Below are 23,932 nucleotides of genomic sequence, written 5' to 3' on the forward strand. Positions count from 1 at the left end.
ATGGCAAAAGGTGAAGGAAAAGTTATTGCGCAAAACAAAAAAGCCACTTTCGATTATTTTATTGAAGAAACAATCGAAGCGGGCATTGTTTTGCAGGGAACGGAAATCAAAGCGGCACGGAAAGGCAAAGTGCAGCTGGTGGACGCATTTGTGCGGATACGGAATGGCGAAGCCTGGATTTCGAATATGCACATTGCGCCTTATGAGCAAGGAAACCAGTTCAACCACGAGCCGACACGCGTGCGGAAACTGTTGCTGCATAAAAAGCAGATCAATGAACTGATCGGTGTATCCAAGGTGCAAGGCTCCAACATTATACCGCTGAAGATGTATTTGAAGGACGGCTACGCGAAAGTGCTGATTGGCATCGGTAAGGGTAAGAAAAACTACGACAAGCGCCAGGACTTGAAGCAAAAAGACGCGAAACGCGAAATCGACCGTGCGTTGAAAGACCGCAGCCGTTAATACTTGAAGTCTGACCATTATTGCCTTATAATATTTATATAACACAAGCATAGAAGCCTTGCTTCTTCCGTGTTCCTTTATAATGAGGGGACGTTACGGATTCGACAGGGATGATCTGGGCTTGGGTTGCGCGTCGGAGGATCGGCTTCGTTACCAACGTACCTATAATAACAGGCAAAACAAACCAAAACCTAGCATTCGCAGCGTAAGCTCGGATCTGCTTTATTCATCCATCGCCCATGTGGCTGGATAAAGCTCAACTTTAGTGGGATACGGTCGGCAGTGCCACTTGAGCTGACGGCAAGAGATTTTCAAGTTAGTGCCCAGGACGCCCGCTTATTGGCAGAATGGCGCACGAAACCCTAATAAGTAAGCTACACGCGTAGAGGCTCAAGTAGCGGAGTTTCTGGACGCGGGTTCGACTCCCGCCGTCTCCATAGATTAATTTCATGGAGTTTCATAGAACGTCAAAATCCTTGATATACCAAGGGTTTTGGCGTTTTTTGATATCATGGAGTTTCATATAATATCAAATAAACCTAGTCAAAAACCTAGTCAACCTAGTCAAAAACCTCGTCACGTTTTGGACTATCCTCTAAATAATTTTCGAACTTTTCGATGGTTCCTGCCCTCGCTTTTTCTGTTACATGAGTGTAGATATCCATCGTCGTTTTAACGTCTGTATGACCTAACCGTACTTGCACTTCTTTTAAGGTTGCTCCCGCTTCAAAAAGCAGGGAACAGTGGGTATGGCGTAAGCCGTGAGTAGTAATCATTTTTAGATTGTATTTTTTAATCACATGCATGAGCCATTTTCGAGTTTTCGTCGGCTGTAGAAAGTCGTTGAATTCATTGCTGAATGCAAGTTGTTTAGATTGCATTGTATTATAACCCAGACGAAGATAATCTTTCTTCTGTTGCTTTTTCCAGTTTTTGAGAAGATCCATTGTTTTTTGATCCATCTTTATAGTACGAACAACTCCGGTCTTCGTTGGTTTTACATAGAGTTTGTTATCTTTTCCTCGCGAAAGTGCCTTGTTGATACGAATCTCATTATTAACGAAATTTATATCCTTCCATGTAAGAGCCAAAGCTTCTCCTTTACGCATACCGGAAAAAGCGAGTAGACGGAAAAGGGTATAAACCTTGAAGTAATCTTCTTTTTCAAAGCATGCAAGCAATTCAACGAGCTGTTCACGATCGTAAAAGTTTTCTGCTTCGTCCTCATCTATACTGACTTTCTGTAGCTTATTAGGGGCCTCTACTAATGAAAAAGGATTGACTTGAAGGTAACCGCGCTTAATTGCAAAGTCGAGTACTTTTGCAGCATACGCTTTTACCATTCGAAAACGTTGAAGCTTCTTAGCCCACTCATCAACGTGCTTTTGACAAACGGTAACATCGATTTTTTCAATCTTATATGCGCCCATAGCTGGAAGAATATGATTATTGAAAATGCGAGTTGTTTTGACAAATGTACTTTCTTCCACTGTATTTTCATAGTGATTAACCCAGAGGTCATAAATATCTTGATATGTCTCCAACTGTTTTTTGCGGAACGTACCTTTACTGATTTCGACTTTTAATGCTGCTAAAGCATCCTTTGCCTCTTTTTTAGTTAGAAATCCTCTACGCGTGGTACTTAGCTCTTTACCGGTTAACGAGTCAACACCAATATAAAGATGGAACATATACCGTGTTGCGTTGCTCTTGAGTTTATAGCTTTTAATTGTTGTTTGCTTACTCATTCTGTTCCTCCTGAATGCTTACGGAGATAAGATTGGGAGGTGTAGTTGATACACTACAGTTATATTTTACCTTTAATATGAAAATCGAACAAACTAGATATGAATCAAAATTTTTTAAAGGAAAATGAAAAAAGAATCGCAAATTCGTCAACATTAACGATTTGCAATTCTTTACTATTCCTTTTTTAAAAAGTTCTCGAACTTTTTAATAGTTTCAATCTTACTCTTTTCGGATAAATGCGTATAAACATTAAGGGTAGTTTTTATGTCTTTGTGACCTAGACGTACCTGTACTTCTTTTACTGTAGCCCCAGCTTCAAATAAAAGCGAGCAGTGAGTATGTCTTAATCCATGTGTATTTAAGTATCTTAAATTACTTCTTGCACATATTTTTTTCATCCATTTAAAAGTGTAAGAAGGCTGCATAAAAGTGTTCTTAAGATTGCTGAATAGAAGTTGTTTTTCAGAAGAAGTATCAAAACCGAATGTTTTATAGTCTTGGGATTGTACCATCTTCCATTCTCGTAAAATTTCTATTGTTTCCTCATCAATGCTAAGAGTTCTTCTTACACCATTTTTTACATTTTTTATATAAAGCGAGTTATTCTCTCCTTGGCCAAGAGCTTTTGTAATCTTAATTTCATTATCAGTAAAATCAATATCACCCCAAGTAAGTGCAAAAGCTTCTCCTTTTCGCATACCTGTATAAACCAGCAATCGATAAAAAGTTTTGACTTTCATATTAGTTTCCATATCAAGTGCATTTAAAAAGATGGTAAGTTCTTCTTTAGAATAGAATTCTATGTTTTCCAAGTCTTCATTTGCATATCGATCTGTATTTTCAATTTTGCGAGGGACAGGCACATTACTAAACGGATTAGTTTTTAAGAAGTTATTAGTAACGGCAAAGTCTAAAACACTTGAAGCGTAATTTTTAATAGTTCTTGTATGTTTAACAATCGTCCATTCATTTATGACGGTTTTACATAAAGTAGGTGTAATTTTAGCAATTTTTGTATCTGCTAGTTTGGGCAGTATATGATTTTTGAATATAGATTCCGTTTTCTTTAATGTGCTATCTTCTATTCCATTTTTATAATCAACAAGCCACATTGTATAAACATCTTTAAAAGTGATAGGAGTTTGTTGAAAGTATTCACCTTCAGATGCTGCTAATTTTAGCCTCATTAAAGCTGTGTTTGCTTCTCCTTTTGTTTTAAAGTTGCGTCTCGTAGTACTAATTTCTTTTCCTGTAGTAGGGTTTTTTCCAAGATAAACTTTAAACATATAATATTTTTTTCCGTTTTTAATATACTCAGTAATTTTGGTCATTTTAAACTCCTTATTTTAAATTTTATTTAGTAACAATATTGATTAAGAAAGTTGTCAATTTCTTTTCTGGAGACTCTCTTTATTCTGCCGATTTCTACAATTTTTAAACCCATCAATTGAAATTTTATAAAGGTGTTATACGAAACCCCAACATATTCTGCTCCTTCTTTTAAATTCATCCACTCCCTAGAATTCCTTTGCTCAACTTTATTTAAGATATCTATTGATTCCTGTTGAATTTTCATTTTTTATTTCCTCCGTCATAAATTAAATAGTCATACACAAAAAATCTAATTGCCTCAAAGCGTAATACATAATAAATCACAAATCTTAATATTTTAAGAGATAATTAAAAATTATCAAAGTATATAAATTAATTTATGTTTAAGGCATAAACTAAATGGCATGGATTGAATACAAGCTCTATAGTTTTTCTGTTATTTGATATAAACTTTAACAATATACCAGCTGTTCTTATCCGTTTGAATACTTTTTTTAGTATCTTGAAATTAAATTTTTGAATATTAATTTTGTTAGTTAGATTAGAATTACAATGTGATCAATTCCATTCGAGAAATTTTCTTTTGTCTATACCTATTAAAAACTGTTCGTAGAAGTGTTTATAAAATAAAGAACGTTCGTAAAGTGTTTTGGTACCTTTACAAACGCTTTTATAGTACCTATATTTATTGACCTTAAAGTTACCTTCTAGATTATTAAAGTATTAATATTAGGAATAAATAATATATTCAATAGATTTCTATCAAACGAGAAGAGAAGGCAGGTTATCAAGAATCATGAAGATGATCAATCTAAACTTACAACATACAGAAATGGAAAAAGATACAGCAGAAAACATCTTAAATTGGAAATACGATTCCCCTTACGATTTTTATAATAACGAGTTAAACGAAGAAGAATTAGTTAAAATGCTGAATGGTTCTTACTTTGCCATTTATAACGATTTAAAAAAGTTAATTGGTTTTTTCAGTACGGGGATAGCGCTCAAGTTCTGACGGGCAAAAAGTGGGGAATGTATGAAGAAAACTTTATCTATATGAGATTAAGAATGAACCCTTATTTAGTAGGTAGAGGGAGTGGGTATGAGTTCTGTTCATATATTCTCAAATATTTTGAAGAAAACCATCCGAAAAATCTAATTTGTTTAACTGTCGTGGAATTTGACAGTAGGGCAATCCATCTATATAAGAAACTAGAGTTTGTGCCAGCGAAGGAGTTTGGTACAGGTTTTGCAGATTTCACTATAATGGTGAAAAGGCCCGGCATGTAAAAGAACACAGCCTATTACAAATAACTGCTCGGTTTGTAACACATTACTTATCAATATTTATTCGAATACAAAGGAAAAAATGGATAATGAATCTAGCTATTAAAAGAACCCAATAAACTGAAGCGGTACAATTATTAGAAATACAAAAGGAAGCTTTTTTAGAGGATTTGAAGTTATATGAAGATCATGAGACGAATCCCGTGAATGAACCATTTGAAAGCTTGTTGCAGAAAATCGAGATTTTCCTTCATTACACAATTTGGTTGGAAGATGAGATTATTGGCGGTGTGGATATCCGGAGTGTCTAGGAGAAAACATATACCGTCTAAATCGAATTTTCTTATCTAACAAGTATCAGAACCAGGGGTTAGGGAGCAAAATCATGCAGCTGATCGAAAAGGAGTTTCCAGCAGCGGTCGAATGGAATTTGGATACCCCTCATTTAAACAATAGAAATCACCATTTTTATGAGAAGCTGGGTTACCAAAAAGTTGGACAACTTCAAATTACTGAAAAGTTTTTTCTCTATGATTACGTGAAAAAGGTGGAGACTAAATAAATTTAAAGGAATATTGAACCGAAATAGAACTACTCCAAAAACAGTAGGTTTACATATCAACGCTTATCGGAAGGGAGGAAGCTACCAGAGCTTTTTCCTTTTTTTTGTTTGGAAAAGCATTCTTTAACGAACGCTTTTATATTAATGAATATCCACTTGGAGAAACAAGTTAGGCTTACTGGAACAAGAGAGGACAACGAGCGAAGAAGTTGTATCAATTCAAGAGTTTATTTTAATCCTTCTGATGGGGTGTTTTAGTAATATCTGCCGGCAGCGATATGAAAGTAAAGGAAACTCGATATAAAAACCATACAAAAGCAGGATTTCACTGATAAAAGTCAAAAAAAAAAACTGCCTTCTCACTTGAAGAGAGGGCAGTTTTTTTTGGAGTCTAGTCACTTAATGATGAGTGTTGCCAGTTGCTGCACGGCCGTCTTTTTCGGGGAACACGTTTCTGTCCAAATATTTATGGAAGAACCATTCTCCTGCGCCGATTACAACAGCGGAAATAAGAGAGGAGGCAATGATGTCCTCTGTGTTGGCGAACAACGCTTCACCCATCAACCAAATCACTAGGAACGAAAGGACGATATCGCCAATAGTGGCCATCGTATTTCTTTTCTTGTGGTCTGCTGTGTGCGTATTGCTTGTGCGGTCATGGGCATTACGGTCGCCGGTTTTTCTGAAGATCATTAGATCCCCTAATACATACGCGACTACAGTCAGCACAAGGCTAATCAATAGCGTGTCACTGAATTCCACGTCAAAGATTCCAGTTAAAATGATAGATAGTACAATTGCGATCATAATGAATTTCATTACAAGTGCTTTAACATGATTCATCTTGTTTCCTCCTCTTTCATCTTGTTCTTGCTATAGGTAGATTACCCTTAAAAATTATATTTAATCATTTTGTATGATTATGAAGACATTCTTTGAGTTAAAAAAACGTGAAGTTCCGCACTTTCATCAGTAGCTAGCTTTTCTGTTTTAAAATTAAAGGAGAAAAAGTATAACTTTTTGAGTATTTTGATGGGGAAATAGGATTGGCTTTTGATAAAACGGGAATTTGCTAAGAAACGAAGAAAATGAAGGAAGGCTAATTATGAACCCGACTATCAAAAACACCCAAGATAAGATCCTGCACATTATGGGCATTAGCGGATTGGACAATAGCTATAACGTACAAAAAACCATCATGGAGACCGGCCTTTATTCGGTATATCTCCTTTCCAAAAACAATCAGCCTCAGGCGCTGGACGAGGTGCTTTTGGTAGAACATCCCCCGGCCAAAGCACCTTCTGCCCAGTTTCTCACCTTACGAACAAGAAAGCCGCAGACAACCAGCGAATTGATGCATGAGATTGTCGAAGCTTTGGCTCTTTATTTCGGCCAAAAGGATTTGCATTGAAAAATTCATTCTATAAAAAAGTATTGCGGTTAGCCAAAGAGAGCCAGCCATCAAAAAATGACACCAATTAGGCGTCCTTTTTGTATGAGGTCCATCTCTACGCGACCTGTCGTAAAAAAACAAAGTTGCTTGTTTAAAGACAATCAGTCCGTTTTGTTGGCGTGAATTTTTTGATAAAGAGCTTCAGCTGCTTGGTCGATCGACGTATAGTAGTCGACCTGCTGATTTCTACTGGAGGTCACCTCCAATATGTAGGTCTCTTTCAGGCACTTGACCGTAATCGTGTCCCCCAACTTATTCGTGAAGGAATGGCTCATGGAAGAGAAATTGAAGGTACACGAAAGCTGCAAGAGACTTTTGATTTGTTCCAACTTCATGACCATCGCGCTCTTTCTTTTTGTGACGTAGTGGTCTCAGCTTCACGTAATCCCAAGTCAGTTTATAGATTTTTACCCAATTTTCAGGAAATTAATCAAAAATAACTCCTGAACATTCAGGAGTTAATGAATAAATTATGGGAAGCAATAAACGCCACAATGTATTGGGCTGTCTCTTTAACCAAATCCGTTTGAATAACCTCTTGCGTCTGAGAATTGGTCAGTTCAAACGTCTGTATAGTGAAGACCTGATTAATTTTCGTCGTAGTGTATTCGCACATTGCGTTCAGCAACGCCTTGATGTGATCGATTTTCATACGCACCTCTTGCCACGACATGGAAAGTGACTAAAAAAAGTTTGAAAGAGTCTAATTTTTTACGTGATGACTAGCCTAACAAGGTGGAAAGCCCTTCCTAACCATCCGACTTTTGATTTGGGTACTTTCAGTTTGTTATTCTGTAGGACTTTAAACCTTTTTTGAATAGATTTCAGTTTACATATCAGGATGTTGTTGGAAGGAAAGCTCTGCTTACAATTCCTCTAAAATATTGAAGAATCCATGACATTGCAATAGTGCGCTTGATTATAGAATGTTCATTCAATCTAAATCCTCTTCTTTTTAAAATAGGAAGAGATTCTTAAAGTATGAGAATTTCTAGTTTATCAAAAAATCGAAAGTGGCCTAAATACTCTGTACTGACAGTAGGATTGAAATTTGACAATGGTTATTTAAAGTTAATATAGAAAGGACTCTGACAAGCCAGTTTTATGCAAAAAATTTAATAAGCGTAGGTGGAAAATGTTGTTTAGATATAACCCCATTAAGTTCGAAATTAGATGTTTATAACGGAGGTTCAAAATGATTGTCAATCAACCAAGGATTTGTCAAATAATACTCTATATTTTCAGATAAATCCCTCGTTTTACTTTCTTGATCAAATCGAATGAAATCTCTATTCCATTTAAAATGTTCTTCTAGTATATATTGGGTGATTCGATTGTTTCTAAGCCATCGCTTAGCAGTCATATTATCTTTTCTGCTTATTAAATATTCTTGAACGTCGTTAATAGTTTTCATAGCGTATAATTTTCCTTATAAAATTTATTAATTTGCTTCTATTGAAAAAGCGAATCTTTCTTATATCCAAAATAGAAATGAATAGATCAGTAGCGGTTAACAGAAATGATGAACTGTAGTGAATTAAATTGGTCTTGTTTAGTAGCTTTTACTATCTTTACTTAAACCTCACCAAAAGCATTTCAAGCTTTTCCTAGGAGTTAATTTGATTTTAAAATTCTTTGATAGTTCACAAACGGTATAAAAAACATCCAAGTTTTGTCGAGTCAGTTCTCTAATCCGCTTTTCATCGTAATGAATGTTCGTTTTCTCTTTATTTTTAAGATATCGTCTGCTGATAAATAAAGGCTTATTACGGCTATTGATCGTCCGACCTGTCGTTGTATTAAACGTGGACCATTGATAAACAGCCCCTTTTATGAAATCGCCTTCCCAAGAAAAAACTAAAACAATGTCGTATTTTTCGAATACATTTAAAGTTACTTCTCTTGAACTCAACATGAGTTCCAGTGTTCGTGCAACGAAGTTTTTCAATTCCTTCATATGTCGAGTTTCTACTATTTCTTCTTTTTTTGCTAGAGCCATGGGCTTTCTCTCCATTCAATAAGAAATGTAAGGAACAGGAAAGTACTTCTTTTCTAGAATAGTTACTTGCATCGTTATGACGAAAAGTAAGCTTTGCCTTTCTTCACAATCTTAAAAAATACCTATAATTTATAGAAAAGTACTACATTTAAAAAGTAACCTTTTAGCTTTATAAAAAATTATTTTCATGTATTAGTGCATGTGATTAAACGTTAGTTAAAAAATGGTATTCATGCAATTAGCCGATAGATCTTGATTTTATTTTGTATTGATAATTTCAGTGCAACCGTTTATTGAATAAGGTAGAATAAAATTTTATGCTAGGTTTTCTTCGGGTATATGCAGTGTGCAAATATAGATAGCGAAGAAGCCGCCTGCTCTACATTTTTTATTTGTATAAACCCTTATTGGTATTCAAACGATGACTACTTGGTTTTTGCCCTTAGCTTTTGCTGAATACAACGCCTTATCTACCCATTTAGCCATGGAATTAAGACGGGAGCCGTCATCGAAACTTTTGCCGCCTATTGATACGGTGACATCAATCGGCTGACCCTGTTCCAGAATTTTCAGATGCCGAATCTCCTGCCTCACCCTGTTAGCTATTAGTTCCAATTCTGCTTTATTAGTATTGGGCATAAGTATGGCAAACTCATCTCCGCCAATACGGGCTGCTGTATCAGAGGATCTTGAGACAGCCGCAATTTGAAGGGCCAGTTCTTTTAGCACCTGGTCACCTGCAAGGTGACCATATGCATCATTAATTTCTTTGAAATTATCTGTATCGATGTATAACAAAGATAAGCACGTATTTCGTTTAAGAGCGAGATTCACTTCTTTTGTTAGTTGTTCTTCAAAATAGCGTCGATTGAATAGTGATGTCAAGGCGTCCTTTTCTGCATAGTCCTTAAGCTGAAGTTCCAAAAGCTTTTGTTTGGTAATATCTACGTGACGGATGACCACCCCTTCAATGAACTCATGATTTGTTTGAAGAGGGGTAGCCTGCATTAAAAACCACCTTTTTGTAGAGGGGGAATGGCATGGGTATTCAAAATTGAAACAGTCTGCATCACCTGCAAGGATTGCCTGCAATCCTTGATGAACGATAGGCTCTTTTTCGCACTGCTGAAGATAATCTGTACCGATTCCGCAACTGGATAATGCATTACCATTGCTTAATGCGAATCGGTTCCATTCTTCATTCACAAAACAAATAACTCCTGTTGTATCAATCAAACAGATCTGATCTTTTAAAGAGTTTAATATGGACTTGCTTGTTCCCGAATCAATTGACAGGAAAGTATCAACAGAAGCTTTCATTGCTATCATCATCTTTCTATACAGAGTGTGTGTTTTCTTGGTAGCTATTCCATTCTCTTTGTTGGTAATGACAACCTTTCAGGTATTTCAACTCAAATTCTTCTGGTGACAAAGGCTTATCGTGAAGATAGCCTTGGTGAATCGGACAACCATTCTCCTGAAGGAACAAGGATTCTTCTTCCGTTTCCACCCCTTCAGCGAGCAATTCGCAGTCAATGCCTTTTACAAACTGAATAAGAGATTTGAGGACCGCTTCTGATTTGGCATCATGACCAATTTTTCCGATAAAGGATTTGTCTAACTTAATTTTGTCGATAGGATAATTCACCAAATACGACAGCATGGAAAAACCCGTGCCAAAATCATCCATGGCGATTGAAATTCCCTTTGATCTGCAAACCATTAAGTTAGCGAGTGTAATTTCGGAAGAGGTTAATTCGACACTTTCTGTGAGTTCAAGTTCAATCTGTTCAGGAGCTATTTGATATTTTTCCATCTTGAGAAATAGCTCTTCAAAAAATTTCCTACTTGTGAGCAGGGATGACGTCACATTGATAGCTGTTTTAGGGAATTTTTCGAAACGTTGTTCTTTCTTGTTGATGAAGGAAAAGACCTCCTCCAACAGACAGTTGGTTAAATGTGAAATCGTTCCGGTCTCCTCAGCGATGTTAATGAATTCAACCGGAGATATCGGCCCAAGTGTTGGATGATTCCATCTCGCCAGCACCTCAATGCCGGTAAGGTCTCCGGTTTCACAGTTGATTTGCGGTTGCAAGGCAAAGTGGAAGCCCAGTTCTTGGAGATTTTCTGTCAGACTTTTTTCAATCACTAACCGGCGTGTTAATGCAGTCCCCATACCCGAATCGAAAAAGGAAAAGGAAGAGCCTGTCTGTTTTTTAGCTGTCCTCATGGCTGCTTCAGCAAAGGTGATTAATTCTTCTACGCTGTATGAATCATGTGGATAAGAAGAAACTCCAATGCTAGCAGTTACTGTAACTGGATCGGAATTCTTTAAAACAATGGGTGTAGTGAATATTTCTCTTATTTTTTCCCGGAAATTTTCACTTTGTTCTTCCCCTTGATGCACGTGAAGAAGAATTAGTTCGTCACCATCAAGACGACCGGCTACATCCTGCGAATGAAGAAGTTTGTCTACGTTTTTCGCTATGTTTTTGATGACTTCATCGCCTGTTTGGTGATTGTAAAGTGTATTGATGTATTTAAAGTTGTCCAAGTTCATATAAAGAAGGGAAAACGGAATTTCTTCCTGCAAGAACTGTTCTGCTTTTTCTATAAATGTTTTTCTCGTATTCCAGCCTGTTAAAAAGTCGTTGGTGGGAATCTCTGAAAGAGTAGCTTTTACTTCGTCTTCCTTCCTGATTTTCTGATAATAGACGGCCAGACCGCTGTCTGCAACCGGATATACCTTTACGCTGAACCAAGAATTTAAAGGGGCATAGTATTCCTCGAATTGGAGGGGAACGCGTTCCTGCATTGCACGATTATAATTTGAATAAAATTCGGTTCCAATAGTTTTCGGAAAACAGGCCCAAATATTACGCCCGATCAGATCTTCTTTTTTACGTTGAAGGATTTTCTCGGACTCAGAGTTTAAAAAATAAAACCGCATCTGGTTATCGAGAAGGTAAAAGGCATCTGTCATGCTTTCAAGGACGGTTTCTGTGTTTAAGGAATTTGCTAGCGGCAAGTTTGTCAGTAAATATTTATACAGGATGATTCCTTTTGTGTCCGTATTTAATGGAAACTGGCGGTATTTCACGGACATATAGTCTGTTGCTTCCTTGTTATAAAACAGCGACAAGTGAACTTCTTGCTTTGTTCTTCCATTTAACACCTCATCTATGCACTGCAACTCGTTAAATTTCCTCATTGCTTTTAAACAATTAAGGTAGTTCCCTCCAACTTTCCAGAGCGCACTAGGCAGTTGATGTTTCCGACAATAATTCATCCAATTTTGATTAGAGTGGACAATGACTCCTTCAGTATTTAGGAGAACAACAAAATCGTCTCGAGTTTCAATCAATTCGTGTACTTGTTTCTCTTTGATTTCCATATGTAGCCACTCTCCTCTCATTGATTCATCGCTTAGTTTGGTTATTAATGGCCATTTGGCCTCCTCTAGAATTATTGCAGCATTTCATTTAAGATGCTCTTCTTACTACCAAATGCATTCGTATTCATTAGCAGAAACTACATGAACTTCAAGTGTGTTTAGAAGATCACGAATATGATAAAAGGCTTGTAGATTTTCAACTGCCATCCCTTTTTCTTTATGTTCATCAAGATAGACAATGGTCTCCTTACTCTTATCGAAAGAACGCGCTGCAACGTAATATGGAATGTTATGCCTTCTTACATTCTTCCTATTAGATATCGCGAACTTTGAAAGTTGAAAAACATCCATCACTAGGTAGCTGCCTTCCCATGAACAAATTAACACCATGTCGTATCGCTTAAGGACATTTAAAGTTTCATCTTTTGTAGTCAACATTTTTTCGATGGTTCGACTAAAAAAATCCTTAATTTCTTTTAAGTCAGAAGTGCTTAACGATAAATTCCTTTTAAGTAAAAACATAAGTAGCACCTCCGATATAGTTAAGCAAACTTTTTCCAAATCAAATTATAAATATTGAATTATTAAAAATTTTAAATATAGTAGAAAGACCTATATATCAGAAAAACGTATAAAAAATTATATAGATGTATAAAAATAAAATATTATTCCTTTTTTCTGAAAAAATATAGTTTTCTCCCAAAATAAAGGATTAAAACAAAAATATTATTATTTAAATATAGACAATAAATAACTTGGCACAGAAGAAAAATAAAAATTAGGTATAAAAGCATGTTTTTTATTTTTGTTAAAATGAATTATAAATTCTTTTTTTAAAACTTTAAATAGGCACTAATACCTAATTGTTATTAAATTCACATAAAATAATTGGTCATTTTAACTCGAAGTAAAGTAGTCTTTGAATATATTGGAATAGCTAGAACCACTTCTATTCAGACATGTTGTGTGTTCAATTTCACTTCTCACTATCAAACTATTAAAGAAATTTTTCTGAATCAGAATTATGATAAAGATTTAGGCTATATGGTCTTTCTGCTGGTACTACCTGGCAAAGAGCAGAATAAAGGGAATAGTGAACAGGTTGATTATTAACTGTAGTTTACATATCATCAGTTTCTTTCTTTCCCTTTATTTGTATAGGTGTACTTTTACGGACGTTCATAAAAGGAAAAACCGATTCGAACGCTTAAAATTGTTCAGCGAATTAGGTGCATTAGACCGTAATATTTTGGCGATGAATTAATTAAAGGCATTTCGACTGAAGAAATTGGTCTCCATATGCATTTGGAGAAAGTACCAGTGAATTTTGCATTAATTACGCTTTAAAAATAGAATTTTATATAGTCGTGTTATTAAAAAGCGGAATAAATACCAAGCGAGAGAAAAAATGTTTAAAGGTCATTTTTCTGTCTTTTTTGTCCACAAAAGTGTACTTTTGTGAACGGTTTTATTTCAAAAAAGATAGTTATTCCTTCTGCATATTATGGGAATTAATGTTAATCTAAAAGAATTTAATGTTTGGGAATTTGAATGTAATAAAAGTGCAGTTAAAATATCTTTAGTCTTTAATGAACTGTCATATGCTACATTGATTTTATTTTGGAGGAGAACTACCATTCTTAAAATAATAATAATTATTTTAAATATAATCGTAGTTGTATTTGCAGCTTATGTGCTAGAGATCCAGAACTTTACGTTATTGCCTTACGTCATGCTCACACTGGGAATCTTGTTGCTAGTAGCAGGATTTAAAAAAATTCAAAAGGATAGAAAAGAGTTTTGGGGATACATGTTTGTCCTTATTTCTTTGTTTATTTTCTTTGTTTCGGCTCAAGGCTTCATAATAACCGCTTAAAATTTTTATTAGAGCGAAAGTAACTTACTAGTAATTATGTTACTTTTAGAACCGATATATTTAGGCGGTGTTTAGAAAAAATGGCTTAATCGAAAAAAGAGAAAAATGAACTTTGGGAATGGGGAAAAGCACTGTTTATGGCTTTTGTTGTGGCTGGAATCGTTCGGTTTTTCTTGTTTGCACCGATTGTGGTGAATGGTGAATCGATGATGCCAACACTTGAAAATGGCGATCGGATGGTTGTAAATAAAATCGGCTGTATCGTCGGAGAACCCGACCGATAAGACAAAGACTATATCAAACGGATAATTGGGGTTCCAGGTGACCAGATAGCCTGCGAGGACGATCAACTGTACATATATGGAAAAGTTCAAGATGAACCATATTTGTCCCCGATTAAGAAGCAAATAGACGTTAGCAGTGGTGAATTAACTAAGAACTTACCCTTGAACAACTAACGGGATATGAAGTAATTTCAGAAGGATACGTGTTTGTTGTAGGCGATAATTGTCAGAACAGCACCGATAGCCGAATTATCGGTCTTGTACCGATCGAAGACATAATTAGCAGTACCAATTACGTCTTCTGGCCATTGAAAGATATAAATTTTGTAGAGCAATTTAATCAAGAAACGAATCTAGCATAATGAAAATGAAGTTACATTCAAAACTTTTATTCTATTGGACTTTGAAGAGCAAAAAGAAAAAGCAGACTTTCTGGAAAAAATGATGTATTCAAATTTATTAGTCTATAAAGTTTTTAATTTTTAATTTTGAATAGACACTAGTTTATATATATAACTTTACCGGAAGGGAAGTAGCTAATAAGTTATTTCTCTTCTTTTGTTTGGTTAAGTGTACTTTTACGAACACTTTGAAATTAATAAAGACTCCTTGTTTCCTAAGTTGCCTCTGCAATTGGATAAGTTATAAATGATTTAACAAATATTTCGATTTATAGACAAGTTTATATTAATTAAGTATTTAATTTTTTTCATTTAAATTTATGGGGGGAACTTATGAGTACAAACTTATACTTACAAGACATGGAGAAACAGTTTGGAATACAAAAAATTCATGCAGGGCTGGAAGGACTCTCCCTTGACCGACAATGGAATCAAACAAGCAATTCAGTTATCGCAATAATTGTCTAATGTAACTTTACATGCGGTCTATTCAAGCACAAGTATAAGGGCTGCTCAAACAGCTGAAATTGCAAAGGGCGACAGAAACCTTAAAGTCGTTAAATATGAAGATTGAAGAGAAATATCTTTCGGAAAACTGAAGGGAGGACTGCAGAAGCGAATGAAAAAGAAAGTCCAGAAGAATGGATGGCTTTTTGGGAAACGCCAGATTTATTTTTTAATAAATCCATAGAGCCGTTTTTTAATGTTCAAGAAAGAATGATTAAGGTTATTATTTAAATAGTAGAACAGCCTCCTTTTGAAAATGTACTTATAGTTACTCACTCTATTGCACTTAAATTGCTAATGGATTACTTTGAAAAAAATGAGTTAAAAAACTTATGGTTTGCGTCAGCTATCCCTTCAGTAAGTTTAACTTTGGTAGAAATTCAAGAAAATAATCAGCAAAACATAATATGTAAGTACGATACTTCACTTTTTAGTCAAGGTACCCCTTAATGAACTACTTCAAATAAGGGCAGCAAGTTTACGTATCCCGAATTATCGAAAGCGGATAATAGCAATTATTAATATAACTGAGTTTGAGACCGTCAAAAATTATGAATATGAACAAAAAGGAGCGGAAAAATAAATCCCGCTCCTTTCTTCTATATAATTTATGCCTCATCTAGAAATCCAAATTCAAATTCAAATACATCGATAGCCTGATGTTCAATTAAATAGTCCTGAGCTTCTTCTGGACTAAATGCTTCTATATCCATACCCCCAAGTTTAGAAAGTCCGTTGCTTTTAGACATTTTAGACATAGCACCACCTTCTTTTAATAAAAAGTACGATCCTTTTTTTGTTTTATATAGAGTCTCGCTATAGTAATTTACATCAGTGGTATATAAGCCATTGTCGTAGTCATAAAGCTTCGTTGCAGTTTCGGTATTGTACAATTTGTCATTAATAATTTTTTTCATTTTTATTTTCTCCAGTCATTTTTATAGATTTTTATATAATAATAAAATTAACTCCTCAATTGCTTACTCAATCAAAGTTTCCTTTCTACAGCATTTTATTTTATTGTCGTAAGCATTAATATTATAGCTAGCATTTTGAGCTGTTCGAATACATTAAGAAAGGTTTTTTGTTACTTGTGTAAAAAGTTTTGTGAGTTAGAAAAAGAGTGCGGAAATTACGATTATCGCACTCTTTCTTTAACTCAAATATATAGGGATATAAAAAAGGTAATAAAAAGTAATTTGTAATGTAAAGAGTGGTTAAATATACTTAACTTAGATTAAAAGTGATTCTTCATTACTTATAGGAGGCAATAATTTGAGTTCTAAGGACATATTTGAAACAAAACTAAAAATGTACAATCATTTATTAAGTATCAGAAGTAGGTTATGGACAGAAGATGGGAAAAGTAGAGTATCTGTAATGGTTGGTGCTGGTTTTAGTTTAAATGCTGAAAAACTTAAGGATTCTTTCGAGAGTATGTCTGTATGGACTGATCTTAAAAATAAACTTTCTGAGGGATTTAAAAATGAAGAAATAGCTAAATTTGACGTTCTTGAATTAGGACAGAAGTATGCAGAAGAGTATGGACGAGCTAACTTAGACGAATTATTAAAACAAGCGATACCGGATCAAAATTACGAACCAAGTGAACTCCATGAAAAATTGTTAAAGTTACCTTGGACCGATGTTTATACAACTAATTATGATACTTTATTAGAGAGAACTTTACCTAACGTATATGAAAGAAGATATCAAATTATTTACGATAGCAGCGATATTTCAAGTTCAACCTCCCCGCGACTTGTAAAGCTTCATGGAAGTTTTCCTTCAAAACGTCCTTTTATATTTACTAAAAATGATTATAATTCATATGCACGAGAATTTGCCCCATTTGTTAATATGGTACAACAGTCTATTATGGAAACAACACTCGTATTAATAGGTTTTTCAGGAGATGATCCAAATTTCGAGAAGTGGATGAGCTGGGTACATGAAAACTTGGGAGATCATATGCCTAAGATATATATGTTGGCATACGGAGAACAAAAAAGAGAAGATGAACTGAAAAAAAAGGGAATAACACTTATTGATTTTAAAGATGTCTATGAAGAAAATGAAAATATAGATATCTATAAAAAAATGTTTCACGATGTTTTTGATTTCTTAGCGCATGAAAAAAGAATAGAAAAAAAAGAGTGGCCATATACAACCTATAATAAGTATTATTCTTCTATTGATTATGCGATAGAAGCATTTGAAAAAAATCGAAAAGAATATCCTGGTTGGTTAATTACTCCTGATATCATTAAAAAAAGACAGGTCAATAATATTCAGATGACCTGCAACAATGTCTTAGAAATGATAAACAAAGAAACTGAAGTTTTTAAGAAAATTAAGGGAATGAGAGAACTTATATGGTTATATGAGAGATTTCATATTCCTATCGATATATATTTTTATAAATCAATGCAACAAATAATAAAAGACAGTTTTGAAGATATAACATCGATAAATAATCCGAAAGAAATCGGTATTATACTCTTAAGGTTAATTAAAGAAGCACGACTTGATTTTGATGAATTTGAGTTTGATTCTAATATAAAATTACTTGAACAATTAAGTTTAAGTAACGAACAAAAAAACTCATTGATTTTTGAACAAGTTTTATTTAAATTAGCGAATTACGAATTTAAAGATGCTTCTGTAATAGTGAATGAATGGGAAATACCGAAAAGAGATATAGATACATTAATTAAGAAAGCAAACTTACTGGCTGTTATTGGAGAAAATAGTTCAGCGATAAAATTATTTGAGGAATGCTTAGACAGGGTTAGGAAATTATTAACTATTAAAAGTAGTGATTATCACTTATTGTCAGTGGAAGGTATTATTATAGTCAAACTTATTCAGTTGGATTCAAATAACAATTTTTTGTTGAAAGGAAGTCGTAATAGGTTATTGTATTTAGAATCAAAATTGAGTAATCCTTTTAAAGAATTAGACTTTTTGTACAGTAGGATTAGACCTTATCAAAGAGACTCAGGTATGTTTATTAAGAAAGCATTTGAGCCGAATCGTCTAATTAAGACTAATAAATTTAGTAATATAATTTCAGCAGAGTTAAACGATTCTTATAGTATGTTAATGATTTCAGAGGAGTATGGAATTCAACTTAAAGGAGGATCATCAATCGAGGGGATAACAAATATCGCTATTAATAATGTGGAAAATTTATATCCCTTTTATTCATGGATCAAGTATCTTCAAATTGGTAGTATAAAAGAAATTGATAGATTTTTTTCAAGAGAAATTATTTTTAAAGCAAATAGTTCAATATTGTCTGCATTTTTCAATATAGTAATGAAAGGAATAAATAATAGAGAAAATCCGAATTCTAGTCTTTTATTAGAAGTATTATCCCGTTTATATTCAGCTTTAATTAAAGAAGAAAAAATTAAAATAGACGAGTTGTTACTTAATCTATTTGTTGAGAAGGATTTCTATAAAAGACATGGTCGTTTAGTTAATAGAATATTTGGCCCTTTTTTTAGAAGAGTTATATATGATAAAACACTTCAAGAAAAAGCGGAATTCTTTAGTAAAATTCTTAAGTTGCCAATAATAGGAGATCCAGGTGGTGTACTTAAAGAGATAAATATGGATGAGTATGACTTTTTTGAACCTGCATTTGAATTTAATTTTGACATTCAAGATATGGATGGGATTTATATTGAAACTGATAAAAATGAGATAAACAGATTATTTAAGGTTATTTCAAAAAATGGAAGAAGTACTGTTAGGGATGCCGCTTTAGCAAGGCTTATTCGTCTTATAGAAACAAATAATCTAGATAATGAAGACAGCTTTAGATTAAGAGAATATGTAAAAAATATTATAGTTAAGGAAGAAGTTAATTTTAGTTACTATTTCTTAGAATCCTATCTTATAAGAATAAGTAATGATATTGAACTTCTAGAGTTTTATGTGAAACAAAAAGTCGAACAACCTATACCTGAATCATATAACAGTGGCGTTGTATTAATTGGTAATGGTTTAAACCATCTATTGCAAGATTTAGGAAATACATTCCCGAAGTTCGTGAAAGATAATTCCAATTACCAATCATTTATCAAAGACGAAATGTATAAAGAATGGTTATTAAGGTTTTTTAAGTGGTGGAATAGTCAAGAAAAAGGTTTATTATCAACTAACAATAGTAATTTGTTCGATGAAAATGACGATTTAATAAAAATGATAATTTTTTTAAAAAACTCCTTTTTAGCAAGTATACCTTTGTCAGTTTTATCAATTGGTGATAAAGAGAAATTGAAGGAAATATATAATAAGCTACTCGTTAGTAAACTTGATTCAGCCCTTTTGCTAATTCCTGCTTTAATAAGAATACATGTTTTGGACGATGTAGAAATGAAGAAGATAGCTGAAAATCTAATAACAAATGATAGAAATCTTTCTAAATCAGCCATTAGTACTGTTTATGATTTAACTATAATGTTAAAGCAAAATGATATTAAAGTAGATTTGACTGAATTGAAAAATGAACTATTAAATTTATACAAATATAGAAAAGAAGCTATGATTTTAGAGGTTACAAAAACTTTAAAGTTTATCTGTCATTATGCACCGGAAAGTTTAAATTTAGATGAGTATTTACTTATAAATAAAACCCTTAATTTAATTATGAAGGATTTTAATGGAGGGTATTACCAGGAAAGTTCTATATCAGATCAAGAATTCGAATTGTTGTCAGAATCTACTGGATTGGCTGGATATATTGTAAAGAATGGTTTTTTTAAAAGTTACTTAGATTTAAAAGAATGGAGTGAGTTATCGAGAAAATCTAAATTACCAGAAGTACGTAAATATGCCTCTTTATTTGAGTAATAATCAAACAAACACAATTGATTATATTAAGTATAATTTATTGCATGATGATAATCTCTGCTCAAAATAGTTCGGATTCTTAAAACTTAACTTATTAAAAAAAGAGTGCGAAAATAGCCATTATCGCGCTCTTATTTATTCTATTAATGATTTCAATAGAATAAATAATGCTTTCTAAACTAAATTTGCAGATATTCAAAATAAAATAGATATTTTTAATTTAGTGATTGAAATGTGGGTTCAGCAAGAGAATGGAGGTAAGAAGGACAACGTAATTAAGCGTTGTCCTTTTTGCATTTTCTAAAAATATCACATACCGCATTAAAATAGAATGAGCTAATTTAGGAACAATAGAGACTTATAAAAATATTTTTCTAATTAAGTAAAAAAAAAAATGAATAAAGGTTCAAAAGAGAATTTTTGAAGGTAAGATGTAGAACATAAAAAGCCTTGTTACCTTATTTTAAATGTTAACACTTCGTGAATAGTAGAGCCTCTAATGTAAAATGCTTTTCTGATTGAAGCAAGTTAATTTTTCTTACCAATATAATATATGAATTTTGTTAACAACAAAAAAAGATAAATGGAACTAAAAGCAAGCTTTTTATAAAAAATCTGAATGAAAAAGGAGAACAAGATGGAAAATAAAATCCTTAAAAAAGGAAAAGGCAGATCAAGAATTGAGGTGAAACCAAGTGAAGTTGAGATGTTAATTATTCTTGAAAGGCAGCATCTACTATCAACCAGCCAATTATTTCGATACTACACAGAATTATGTTTTGGTAAAAGTCATTCTTATGCATTTAAAAATAGAATGAGAAAATTTGAAGATTTTAAGCTCATTAAATCCGCTAAATTTGCGGAAGGATTTGATGGTGACAGGTTTAAGTATTACACATTGGGATCTGCGGGAATTGAACTATTGCAAGAAAAAGGACATTTATCGGATGACTATAACAAAAATAGAATGTACTCACATTTAAATAAGAAAAATGTCCAACATTTTCTCATGACCCAAGAAGTCGTTTTGAGAATTATGGCAGCCGGAATGGCTAGATTGTCTACATCTATGCATAAAACAAAAGGTCTATCGTTAAAAATGATTTCTTTATCACCTGCCGAACATCCTTACGAGAGATGGGTACCAAAAGCGAGTGGGACATTTAACAGAAATAACAAAGGAGCTGCACATGCAAGAGCAGCAAGCTATACGAGGAGTTCTAGTTCTAAAAGTGAAATGGGGTTTACCTCTACAATGATAAAACCCGACTGGATTATGAAAAGAACTTTTGAAGATACAAATAATACAAGAGTCATAAATATTGAGCTTGATACAGGAACAGAACAATGGCCACAAATAATAGATAAAATCTGGAGATACTGTTATGTTGCAGAGGAAAATAAAGATGCTTTTCATGTTGTGGCATTCGTAATGCCTGACGAAACCTATTCGTTGAGAAATAAGTATGGAGATAGAAGCCAAAGATTACAGAATATGAATATCAGTTTAAACAGTGACACAAAGCTTCAAGAAAGACTAAAAGAAGTTGGGTTAATAGTGGTTTTTGAATCTTTAAAAAATATTGGGTATTTACTTGCTAGCGCTTTAGAGCCAGAGATTTTTATGGAAGATTAAATAAATCTTAATAATAACAAGGGAAATCCCCAATTTTTTTCTGCAAATAAGCCGCTTATTGCTGTTTAGACTTGCTGATTAGAATTGGGGATTTTATGTATTAAAAAGGAGAGTTAATAATGAAAAAGAATAATCCAAAGAGAGCCATTATTAAAGAGGAATTAGTAAAACTTACTGGTAACCATGCTTTAGCAATTACATTGAACCAGTTATTATATTGGTCTTTAAGAATTAAAGATAAAGATAAGTTCATTCGAGAAGAAGTAGAACAAGAAGATTGTATGGTGAAAAGCATAAAGTATGGCTGGATTTATAAAACATCTGAAGAACTATCTCAAGAAATTATGCTTGGGAGTCAAACTACGGTCAGAAGGTATTTAAAAGAACTGACTAAATGTGAATTTATCTTCGAAAGAAGAAACCCTAAATACCGATACGATAAAACTTATCAGTATCGAGTTAATTTAAACAAAATCAGAATGGAACTAAAAATATTGGGATATGAGTTGAATGATTTTAACCATTACTACAGTGATAAAGAACATATTAATAAGATGGATCAACAAAATGACCCTCCGTATAAGCAAAATGAACATACGAGTAATGATTCTGTTTATATGGCAAATCAAAATGAAGCAGCAATACCAGAGATTACTTCAAAGAATACTTCAAAAAATATATCCATATTTTTAACTGATGAGGAGGATATCAGAAATAATAATGAAGAGGTTAATAAAATTGAAAAAATAACTAAATATTATTTAGAAAAAAGCAAGAAAATTCATCTCACAAGTAAAGAAGAAGATGCAGTAAAAAAAGTGGCCCTTCTTGATCTGCCTTTTTCAAAGACAAAAGATTTATTTGATACATGCTATGAGAACTTTAAAGAAAAGCATGCAGGTAAATCAATACACTCTTTTATTTATCTCGCAAATTACGTGCTTAAAGAGTACCAGGGTACTAAATCAAATTTAGATGCAAATAAAAAACAGGGGGTAAAAAAACGTGAAAGTTTTACAAGACGGACTAAACCAAATAATTGAGAATCTACGAGAAACATATGGGGAAAGTGGACCAGGCGTATATACTAAGCCGTCAAAAAAATGTGCTTATAATAGATGTGATGGTTCCGGCTTTATTCTATTTCTGGATGAAAATAAGAATTCAGCTATGCGAGAATGTAATTGTTTCAAGCAAAAGGAAGTAATCATTAAACTTAAATCGGCTAAAGTACCTGAGAAATTTTTGAACTGCACAGTAGCTGATTTTTCATTAGATTTATATGAGGAGGAAGAAAGAGAAGTAGCCAAATCTGCAAAACATATAGCTTCAAAGTTCGTTCAAAACTATGAAATGTGTAAGGAGCGAGGGAAAGGGCTTTATTTTTACAGTCAAATAACCGGTAGTGGGAAAAGTAGATTGGCAATAAGTATAGGTAATGATTTGGTAAAGCGATTAAACATAAGTTTTTTATATATCCCTTCTTCGAATGCAATAGATGAACTTAAGGAAACTTTTGGCGACAAAAGTGAGCATACAATGTTACAAGTTTTAGATGTATACAAAAAAGTAGAACTGCTTATTATCGACGACTTAGGAGTTGAAAATAACTCTGATTGGTCAGAGGGAATTTTTACACAAATATTGGAGGAGCGAATGAATAGTCGTAAATTAACGATAATTACTTCGAATATAAAAATTGAGGAATTATCGCATATATATAAGAGAGGAAGAATAAAAAGCAGAATCGATTACATGACTTTCCCAATCGACATGCCCGAGGAAGATATTCGTGAAAAGGAATCCATTCAAAAAAATAAAGATATTTTTAATGATTTATTTAATAATTAAAATGGATTTAATTATTTCTAGTGTAGGATTAGTCAGCCATTTTCAATTTTTCTGCTTCTATAATTAAATCATTAGAGGCATCTCTAAAGTTTTAGTTGTTGTGAAAATTTAATTTTGGCTGCCACAGATTTTTTAAGTGAACAAATATATGCTTTATTAAAGTTTGCTTTAAGAATCGATTGTACTTAAGAGAATAACTTATTATATTATCAAAAAGGTGGCTCTCTTTACATTGGAAATAACCTATGTAAAGAGAGTCACCATTTTTTTAAG

General features: G+C 33.3%; 21 protein-coding genes, 1 other RNA gene and 2 pseudogenes. 12 read left to right on the top strand and 12 right to left on the bottom strand.

The window, feature by feature from the left end; all coding sequences use genetic code 11:
• Both smpB and ssrA read left to right on the top strand, forming a co-directional pair.
• On the top strand, nucleotides 1-465 hold the full coding sequence (smpB, locus tag FQV28_RS18485; protein ID WP_146498000.1) for an SsrA-binding protein SmpB: 465 nt from the start codon (nucleotides 1-3) through the stop codon (nucleotides 463-465).
• A gap of 86 nt (nucleotides 466-551) precedes the next feature.
• Nucleotides 552-905: a transfer-messenger RNA gene (gene ssrA, locus FQV28_RS18490) on the top strand.
• Between the two features lie 120 nt (nucleotides 906-1,025).
• On the opposite strand, the gene FQV28_RS18495 is transcribed toward ssrA, so the two are convergent.
• The 3 genes from FQV28_RS18495 to FQV28_RS18505 all read right to left on the bottom strand — a co-directional run bounded on the left by FQV28_RS18495 (nucleotide 1,026) and on the right by FQV28_RS18505 (nucleotide 3,790).
• On the bottom strand, nucleotides 1,026-2,213 hold the full coding sequence (locus FQV28_RS18495) for a site-specific integrase (RefSeq protein ID WP_146498001.1): 1,188 nt from the start codon (nucleotides 2,211-2,213) through the stop codon (nucleotides 1,026-1,028).
• 174 nt (nucleotides 2,214-2,387) lie between these two features.
• The gene (locus FQV28_RS18500; RefSeq protein WP_146498002.1) at nucleotides 2,388-3,545 is read right to left on the bottom strand and encodes a tyrosine-type recombinase/integrase; all 1,158 of its coding nucleotides are present in this window, start codon (nucleotides 3,543-3,545) and stop codon (nucleotides 2,388-2,390) included.
• A gap of 26 nt (nucleotides 3,546-3,571) precedes the next feature.
• Nucleotides 3,572-3,790, bottom strand: coding sequence for a helix-turn-helix domain-containing protein (locus FQV28_RS18505; protein WP_146498003.1), 219 nt, complete (start codon nucleotides 3,788-3,790; stop codon nucleotides 3,572-3,574).
• A gap of 552 nt (nucleotides 3,791-4,342) precedes the next feature.
• Between FQV28_RS18505 and FQV28_RS19345 the strand changes: the two genes are divergently transcribed.
• Complete coding sequence (locus FQV28_RS19345) at nucleotides 4,343-4,561, top strand: hypothetical protein (RefSeq protein ID WP_186763938.1); 219 nt, start codon at nucleotides 4,343-4,345, stop codon at nucleotides 4,559-4,561.
• A gap of 591 nt (nucleotides 4,562-5,152) precedes the next feature.
• Complete coding sequence (locus tag FQV28_RS18515) at nucleotides 5,153-5,395, top strand: GNAT family N-acetyltransferase (RefSeq protein ID WP_146498004.1); 243 nt, start codon at nucleotides 5,153-5,155, stop codon at nucleotides 5,393-5,395.
• Nucleotides 5,396-5,794: 399 nt separating this feature from the next.
• Here FQV28_RS18515 and FQV28_RS18520 read toward each other — a convergent pair whose 3' ends face one another.
• Nucleotides 5,795-6,238: a YndM family protein gene (locus tag FQV28_RS18520; protein ID WP_146498005.1), complete on the bottom strand. Its 444-nt coding sequence runs from the start codon at nucleotides 6,236-6,238 to the stop codon at nucleotides 5,795-5,797.
• A gap of 262 nt (nucleotides 6,239-6,500) precedes the next feature.
• On the opposite strand from FQV28_RS18520, the gene FQV28_RS18525 reads away from it, so the two are divergent.
• A complete protein-coding gene (locus FQV28_RS18525; protein ID WP_146498006.1) occupies nucleotides 6,501-6,806 on the top strand; it encodes a hypothetical protein in 306 nt (101 codons plus the stop codon).
• Between the two features lie 143 nt (nucleotides 6,807-6,949).
• Here FQV28_RS18525 and FQV28_RS18530 read toward each other — a convergent pair whose 3' ends face one another.
• The 7 genes from FQV28_RS18530 to FQV28_RS18560 all read right to left on the bottom strand — a co-directional run bounded on the left by FQV28_RS18530 (nucleotide 6,950) and on the right by FQV28_RS18560 (nucleotide 12,763).
• Nucleotides 6,950-7,183 carry a hypothetical protein gene (locus FQV28_RS18530; protein WP_146498007.1) on the bottom strand — a complete coding sequence of 78 codons (234 nt, stop codon included), beginning with the start codon at nucleotides 7,181-7,183 and terminating at the stop codon, nucleotides 6,950-6,952.
• A gap of 116 nt (nucleotides 7,184-7,299) precedes the next feature.
• Nucleotides 7,300-7,500: a hypothetical protein gene (locus FQV28_RS18535; protein WP_146498008.1), complete on the bottom strand. Its 201-nt coding sequence runs from the start codon at nucleotides 7,498-7,500 to the stop codon at nucleotides 7,300-7,302.
• Nucleotides 7,501-8,025: 525 nt separating this feature from the next.
• Entirely contained in the window at nucleotides 8,026-8,262 is a 237-nt protein-coding gene (locus FQV28_RS18540) for a hypothetical protein (RefSeq protein ID WP_146498009.1), read from the bottom strand.
• Nucleotides 8,263-8,430: 168 nt separating this feature from the next.
• Nucleotides 8,431-8,847: a hypothetical protein gene (locus FQV28_RS18545; protein ID WP_146498010.1), complete on the bottom strand. Its 417-nt coding sequence runs from the start codon at nucleotides 8,845-8,847 to the stop codon at nucleotides 8,431-8,433.
• 414 nt (nucleotides 8,848-9,261) lie between these two features.
• Complete coding sequence (locus FQV28_RS18550; protein WP_146498011.1) at nucleotides 9,262-10,167, bottom strand: sensor domain-containing diguanylate cyclase; 906 nt, start codon at nucleotides 10,165-10,167, stop codon at nucleotides 9,262-9,264.
• Nucleotides 10,168-10,183: 16 nt separating this feature from the next.
• Nucleotides 10,184-12,241, bottom strand: a complete 2,058-nt coding sequence (locus FQV28_RS18555) for an EAL domain-containing protein (protein WP_186763939.1) — start codon at nucleotides 12,239-12,241, stop codon at nucleotides 10,184-10,186.
• 105 nt (nucleotides 12,242-12,346) lie between these two features.
• Complete coding sequence (locus tag FQV28_RS18560; protein ID WP_146498013.1) at nucleotides 12,347-12,763, bottom strand: hypothetical protein; 417 nt, start codon at nucleotides 12,761-12,763, stop codon at nucleotides 12,347-12,349.
• Nucleotides 12,764-14,254: 1,491 nt separating this feature from the next.
• Here FQV28_RS18560 and lepB point away from each other — a divergent pair.
• The 3 genes and pseudogenes from lepB to FQV28_RS19615 all read left to right on the top strand — a co-directional run bounded on the left by lepB (nucleotide 14,255) and on the right by FQV28_RS19615 (nucleotide 15,759).
• A pseudogene (gene lepB, locus FQV28_RS18570) lies at nucleotides 14,255-14,763 on the top strand (signal peptidase I).
• Between the two features lie 430 nt (nucleotides 14,764-15,193).
• Nucleotides 15,194-15,376, top strand: a pseudogene (locus FQV28_RS19700) (histidine phosphatase family protein).
• A 224-nt stretch (nucleotides 15,377-15,600) separates the two neighbouring features.
• Nucleotides 15,601-15,759 carry a hypothetical protein gene (locus FQV28_RS19615; protein ID WP_304608789.1) on the top strand — a complete coding sequence of 53 codons (159 nt, stop codon included), beginning with the start codon at nucleotides 15,601-15,603 and terminating at the stop codon, nucleotides 15,757-15,759.
• Nucleotides 15,760-15,917: 158 nt separating this feature from the next.
• On the opposite strand, the gene FQV28_RS18580 is transcribed toward FQV28_RS19615, so the two are convergent.
• Nucleotides 15,918-16,226 carry a hypothetical protein gene (locus FQV28_RS18580; RefSeq protein ID WP_146498014.1) on the bottom strand — a complete coding sequence of 103 codons (309 nt, stop codon included), beginning with the start codon at nucleotides 16,224-16,226 and terminating at the stop codon, nucleotides 15,918-15,920.
• A 358-nt stretch (nucleotides 16,227-16,584) separates the two neighbouring features.
• Here FQV28_RS18580 and FQV28_RS18585 point away from each other — a divergent pair, with 358 nt between their 5' ends.
• From FQV28_RS18585 to FQV28_RS18600, 4 genes are all read left to right on the top strand, one after another.
• A complete protein-coding gene (locus FQV28_RS18585; RefSeq protein WP_146498015.1) occupies nucleotides 16,585-20,172 on the top strand; it encodes an SIR2 family NAD-dependent protein deacylase in 3,588 nt (1,195 codons plus the stop codon).
• A 637-nt stretch (nucleotides 20,173-20,809) separates the two neighbouring features.
• Entirely contained in the window at nucleotides 20,810-21,808 is a 999-nt protein-coding gene (locus FQV28_RS18590; protein WP_186763940.1) for a replication-relaxation family protein, read from the top strand.
• Nucleotides 21,809-21,927: 119 nt separating this feature from the next.
• Nucleotides 21,928-22,851, top strand: coding sequence for a hypothetical protein (locus FQV28_RS18595; RefSeq protein WP_146498017.1), 924 nt, complete (start codon nucleotides 21,928-21,930; stop codon nucleotides 22,849-22,851).
• Nucleotides 22,814-23,659: an ATP-binding protein gene (locus FQV28_RS18600; RefSeq protein WP_146498018.1), complete on the top strand. Its 846-nt coding sequence runs from the start codon at nucleotides 22,814-22,816 to the stop codon at nucleotides 23,657-23,659. Before FQV28_RS18595 ends, FQV28_RS18600 begins: the two co-directional genes overlap by 38 nt.
• Nucleotides 23,660-23,932: the final 273 nt, after the last annotated feature.

It is taken from the genome of Planomicrobium sp. CPCC 101079 (assembly GCF_007859275.1).
GTDB lineage: Bacteria > Bacillota > Bacilli > Bacillales_A > Planococcaceae > Planococcus.

What these genes read in the sequence shown, in the direction of transcription:
- smpB (WP_146498000.1), top strand. Translation starts at nt 1, where the DNA reads ATGGCAAAAGGTGAAGGAAAAGTTATTGCGCAAAACAAAAAAGCCACT.
- FQV28_RS18495 (WP_146498001.1), bottom strand. Translation starts at nt 2,213, where the DNA reads ATGAGTAAGCAAACAACAATTAAAAGCTATAAACTCAAGAGCAACGCA.
- FQV28_RS18500 (WP_146498002.1), bottom strand. Translation starts at nt 3,545, where the DNA reads ATGACCAAAATTACTGAGTATATTAAAAACGGAAAAAAATATTATATG.
- FQV28_RS18505 (WP_146498003.1), bottom strand. Translation starts at nt 3,790, where the DNA reads ATGAAAATTCAACAGGAATCAATAGATATCTTAAATAAAGTTGAGCAA.
- FQV28_RS19345 (WP_186763938.1), top strand. Translation starts at nt 4,343, where the DNA reads ATGAAGATGATCAATCTAAACTTACAACATACAGAAATGGAAAAAGAT.
- FQV28_RS18520 (WP_146498005.1), bottom strand. Translation starts at nt 6,238, where the DNA reads ATGAATCATGTTAAAGCACTTGTAATGAAATTCATTATGATCGCAATT.
- FQV28_RS18525 (WP_146498006.1), top strand. Translation starts at nt 6,501, where the DNA reads ATGAACCCGACTATCAAAAACACCCAAGATAAGATCCTGCACATTATG.
- FQV28_RS18530 (WP_146498007.1), bottom strand. Translation starts at nt 7,183, where the DNA reads ATGAAGTTGGAACAAATCAAAAGTCTCTTGCAGCTTTCGTGTACCTTC.
- FQV28_RS18535 (WP_146498008.1), bottom strand. Translation starts at nt 7,500, where the DNA reads ATGAAAATCGATCACATCAAGGCGTTGCTGAACGCAATGTGCGAATAC.
- FQV28_RS18540 (WP_146498009.1), bottom strand. Translation starts at nt 8,262, where the DNA reads ATGAAAACTATTAACGACGTTCAAGAATATTTAATAAGCAGAAAAGAT.
- FQV28_RS18545 (WP_146498010.1), bottom strand. Translation starts at nt 8,847, where the DNA reads ATGGCTCTAGCAAAAAAAGAAGAAATAGTAGAAACTCGACATATGAAG.
- FQV28_RS18550 (WP_146498011.1), bottom strand. Translation starts at nt 10,167, where the DNA reads ATGAAAGCTTCTGTTGATACTTTCCTGTCAATTGATTCGGGAACAAGC.
- FQV28_RS18555 (WP_186763939.1), bottom strand. Translation starts at nt 12,241, where the DNA reads ATGGAAATCAAAGAGAAACAAGTACACGAATTGATTGAAACTCGAGAC.
- FQV28_RS18560 (WP_146498013.1), bottom strand. Translation starts at nt 12,763, where the DNA reads ATGTTTTTACTTAAAAGGAATTTATCGTTAAGCACTTCTGACTTAAAA.
- FQV28_RS18580 (WP_146498014.1), bottom strand. Translation starts at nt 16,226, where the DNA reads ATGAAAAAAATTATTAATGACAAATTGTACAATACCGAAACTGCAACG.
- FQV28_RS18590 (WP_186763940.1), top strand. Translation starts at nt 20,810, where the DNA reads ATGGAAAATAAAATCCTTAAAAAAGGAAAAGGCAGATCAAGAATTGAG.
- FQV28_RS18595 (WP_146498017.1), top strand. Translation starts at nt 21,928, where the DNA reads ATGAAAAAGAATAATCCAAAGAGAGCCATTATTAAAGAGGAATTAGTA.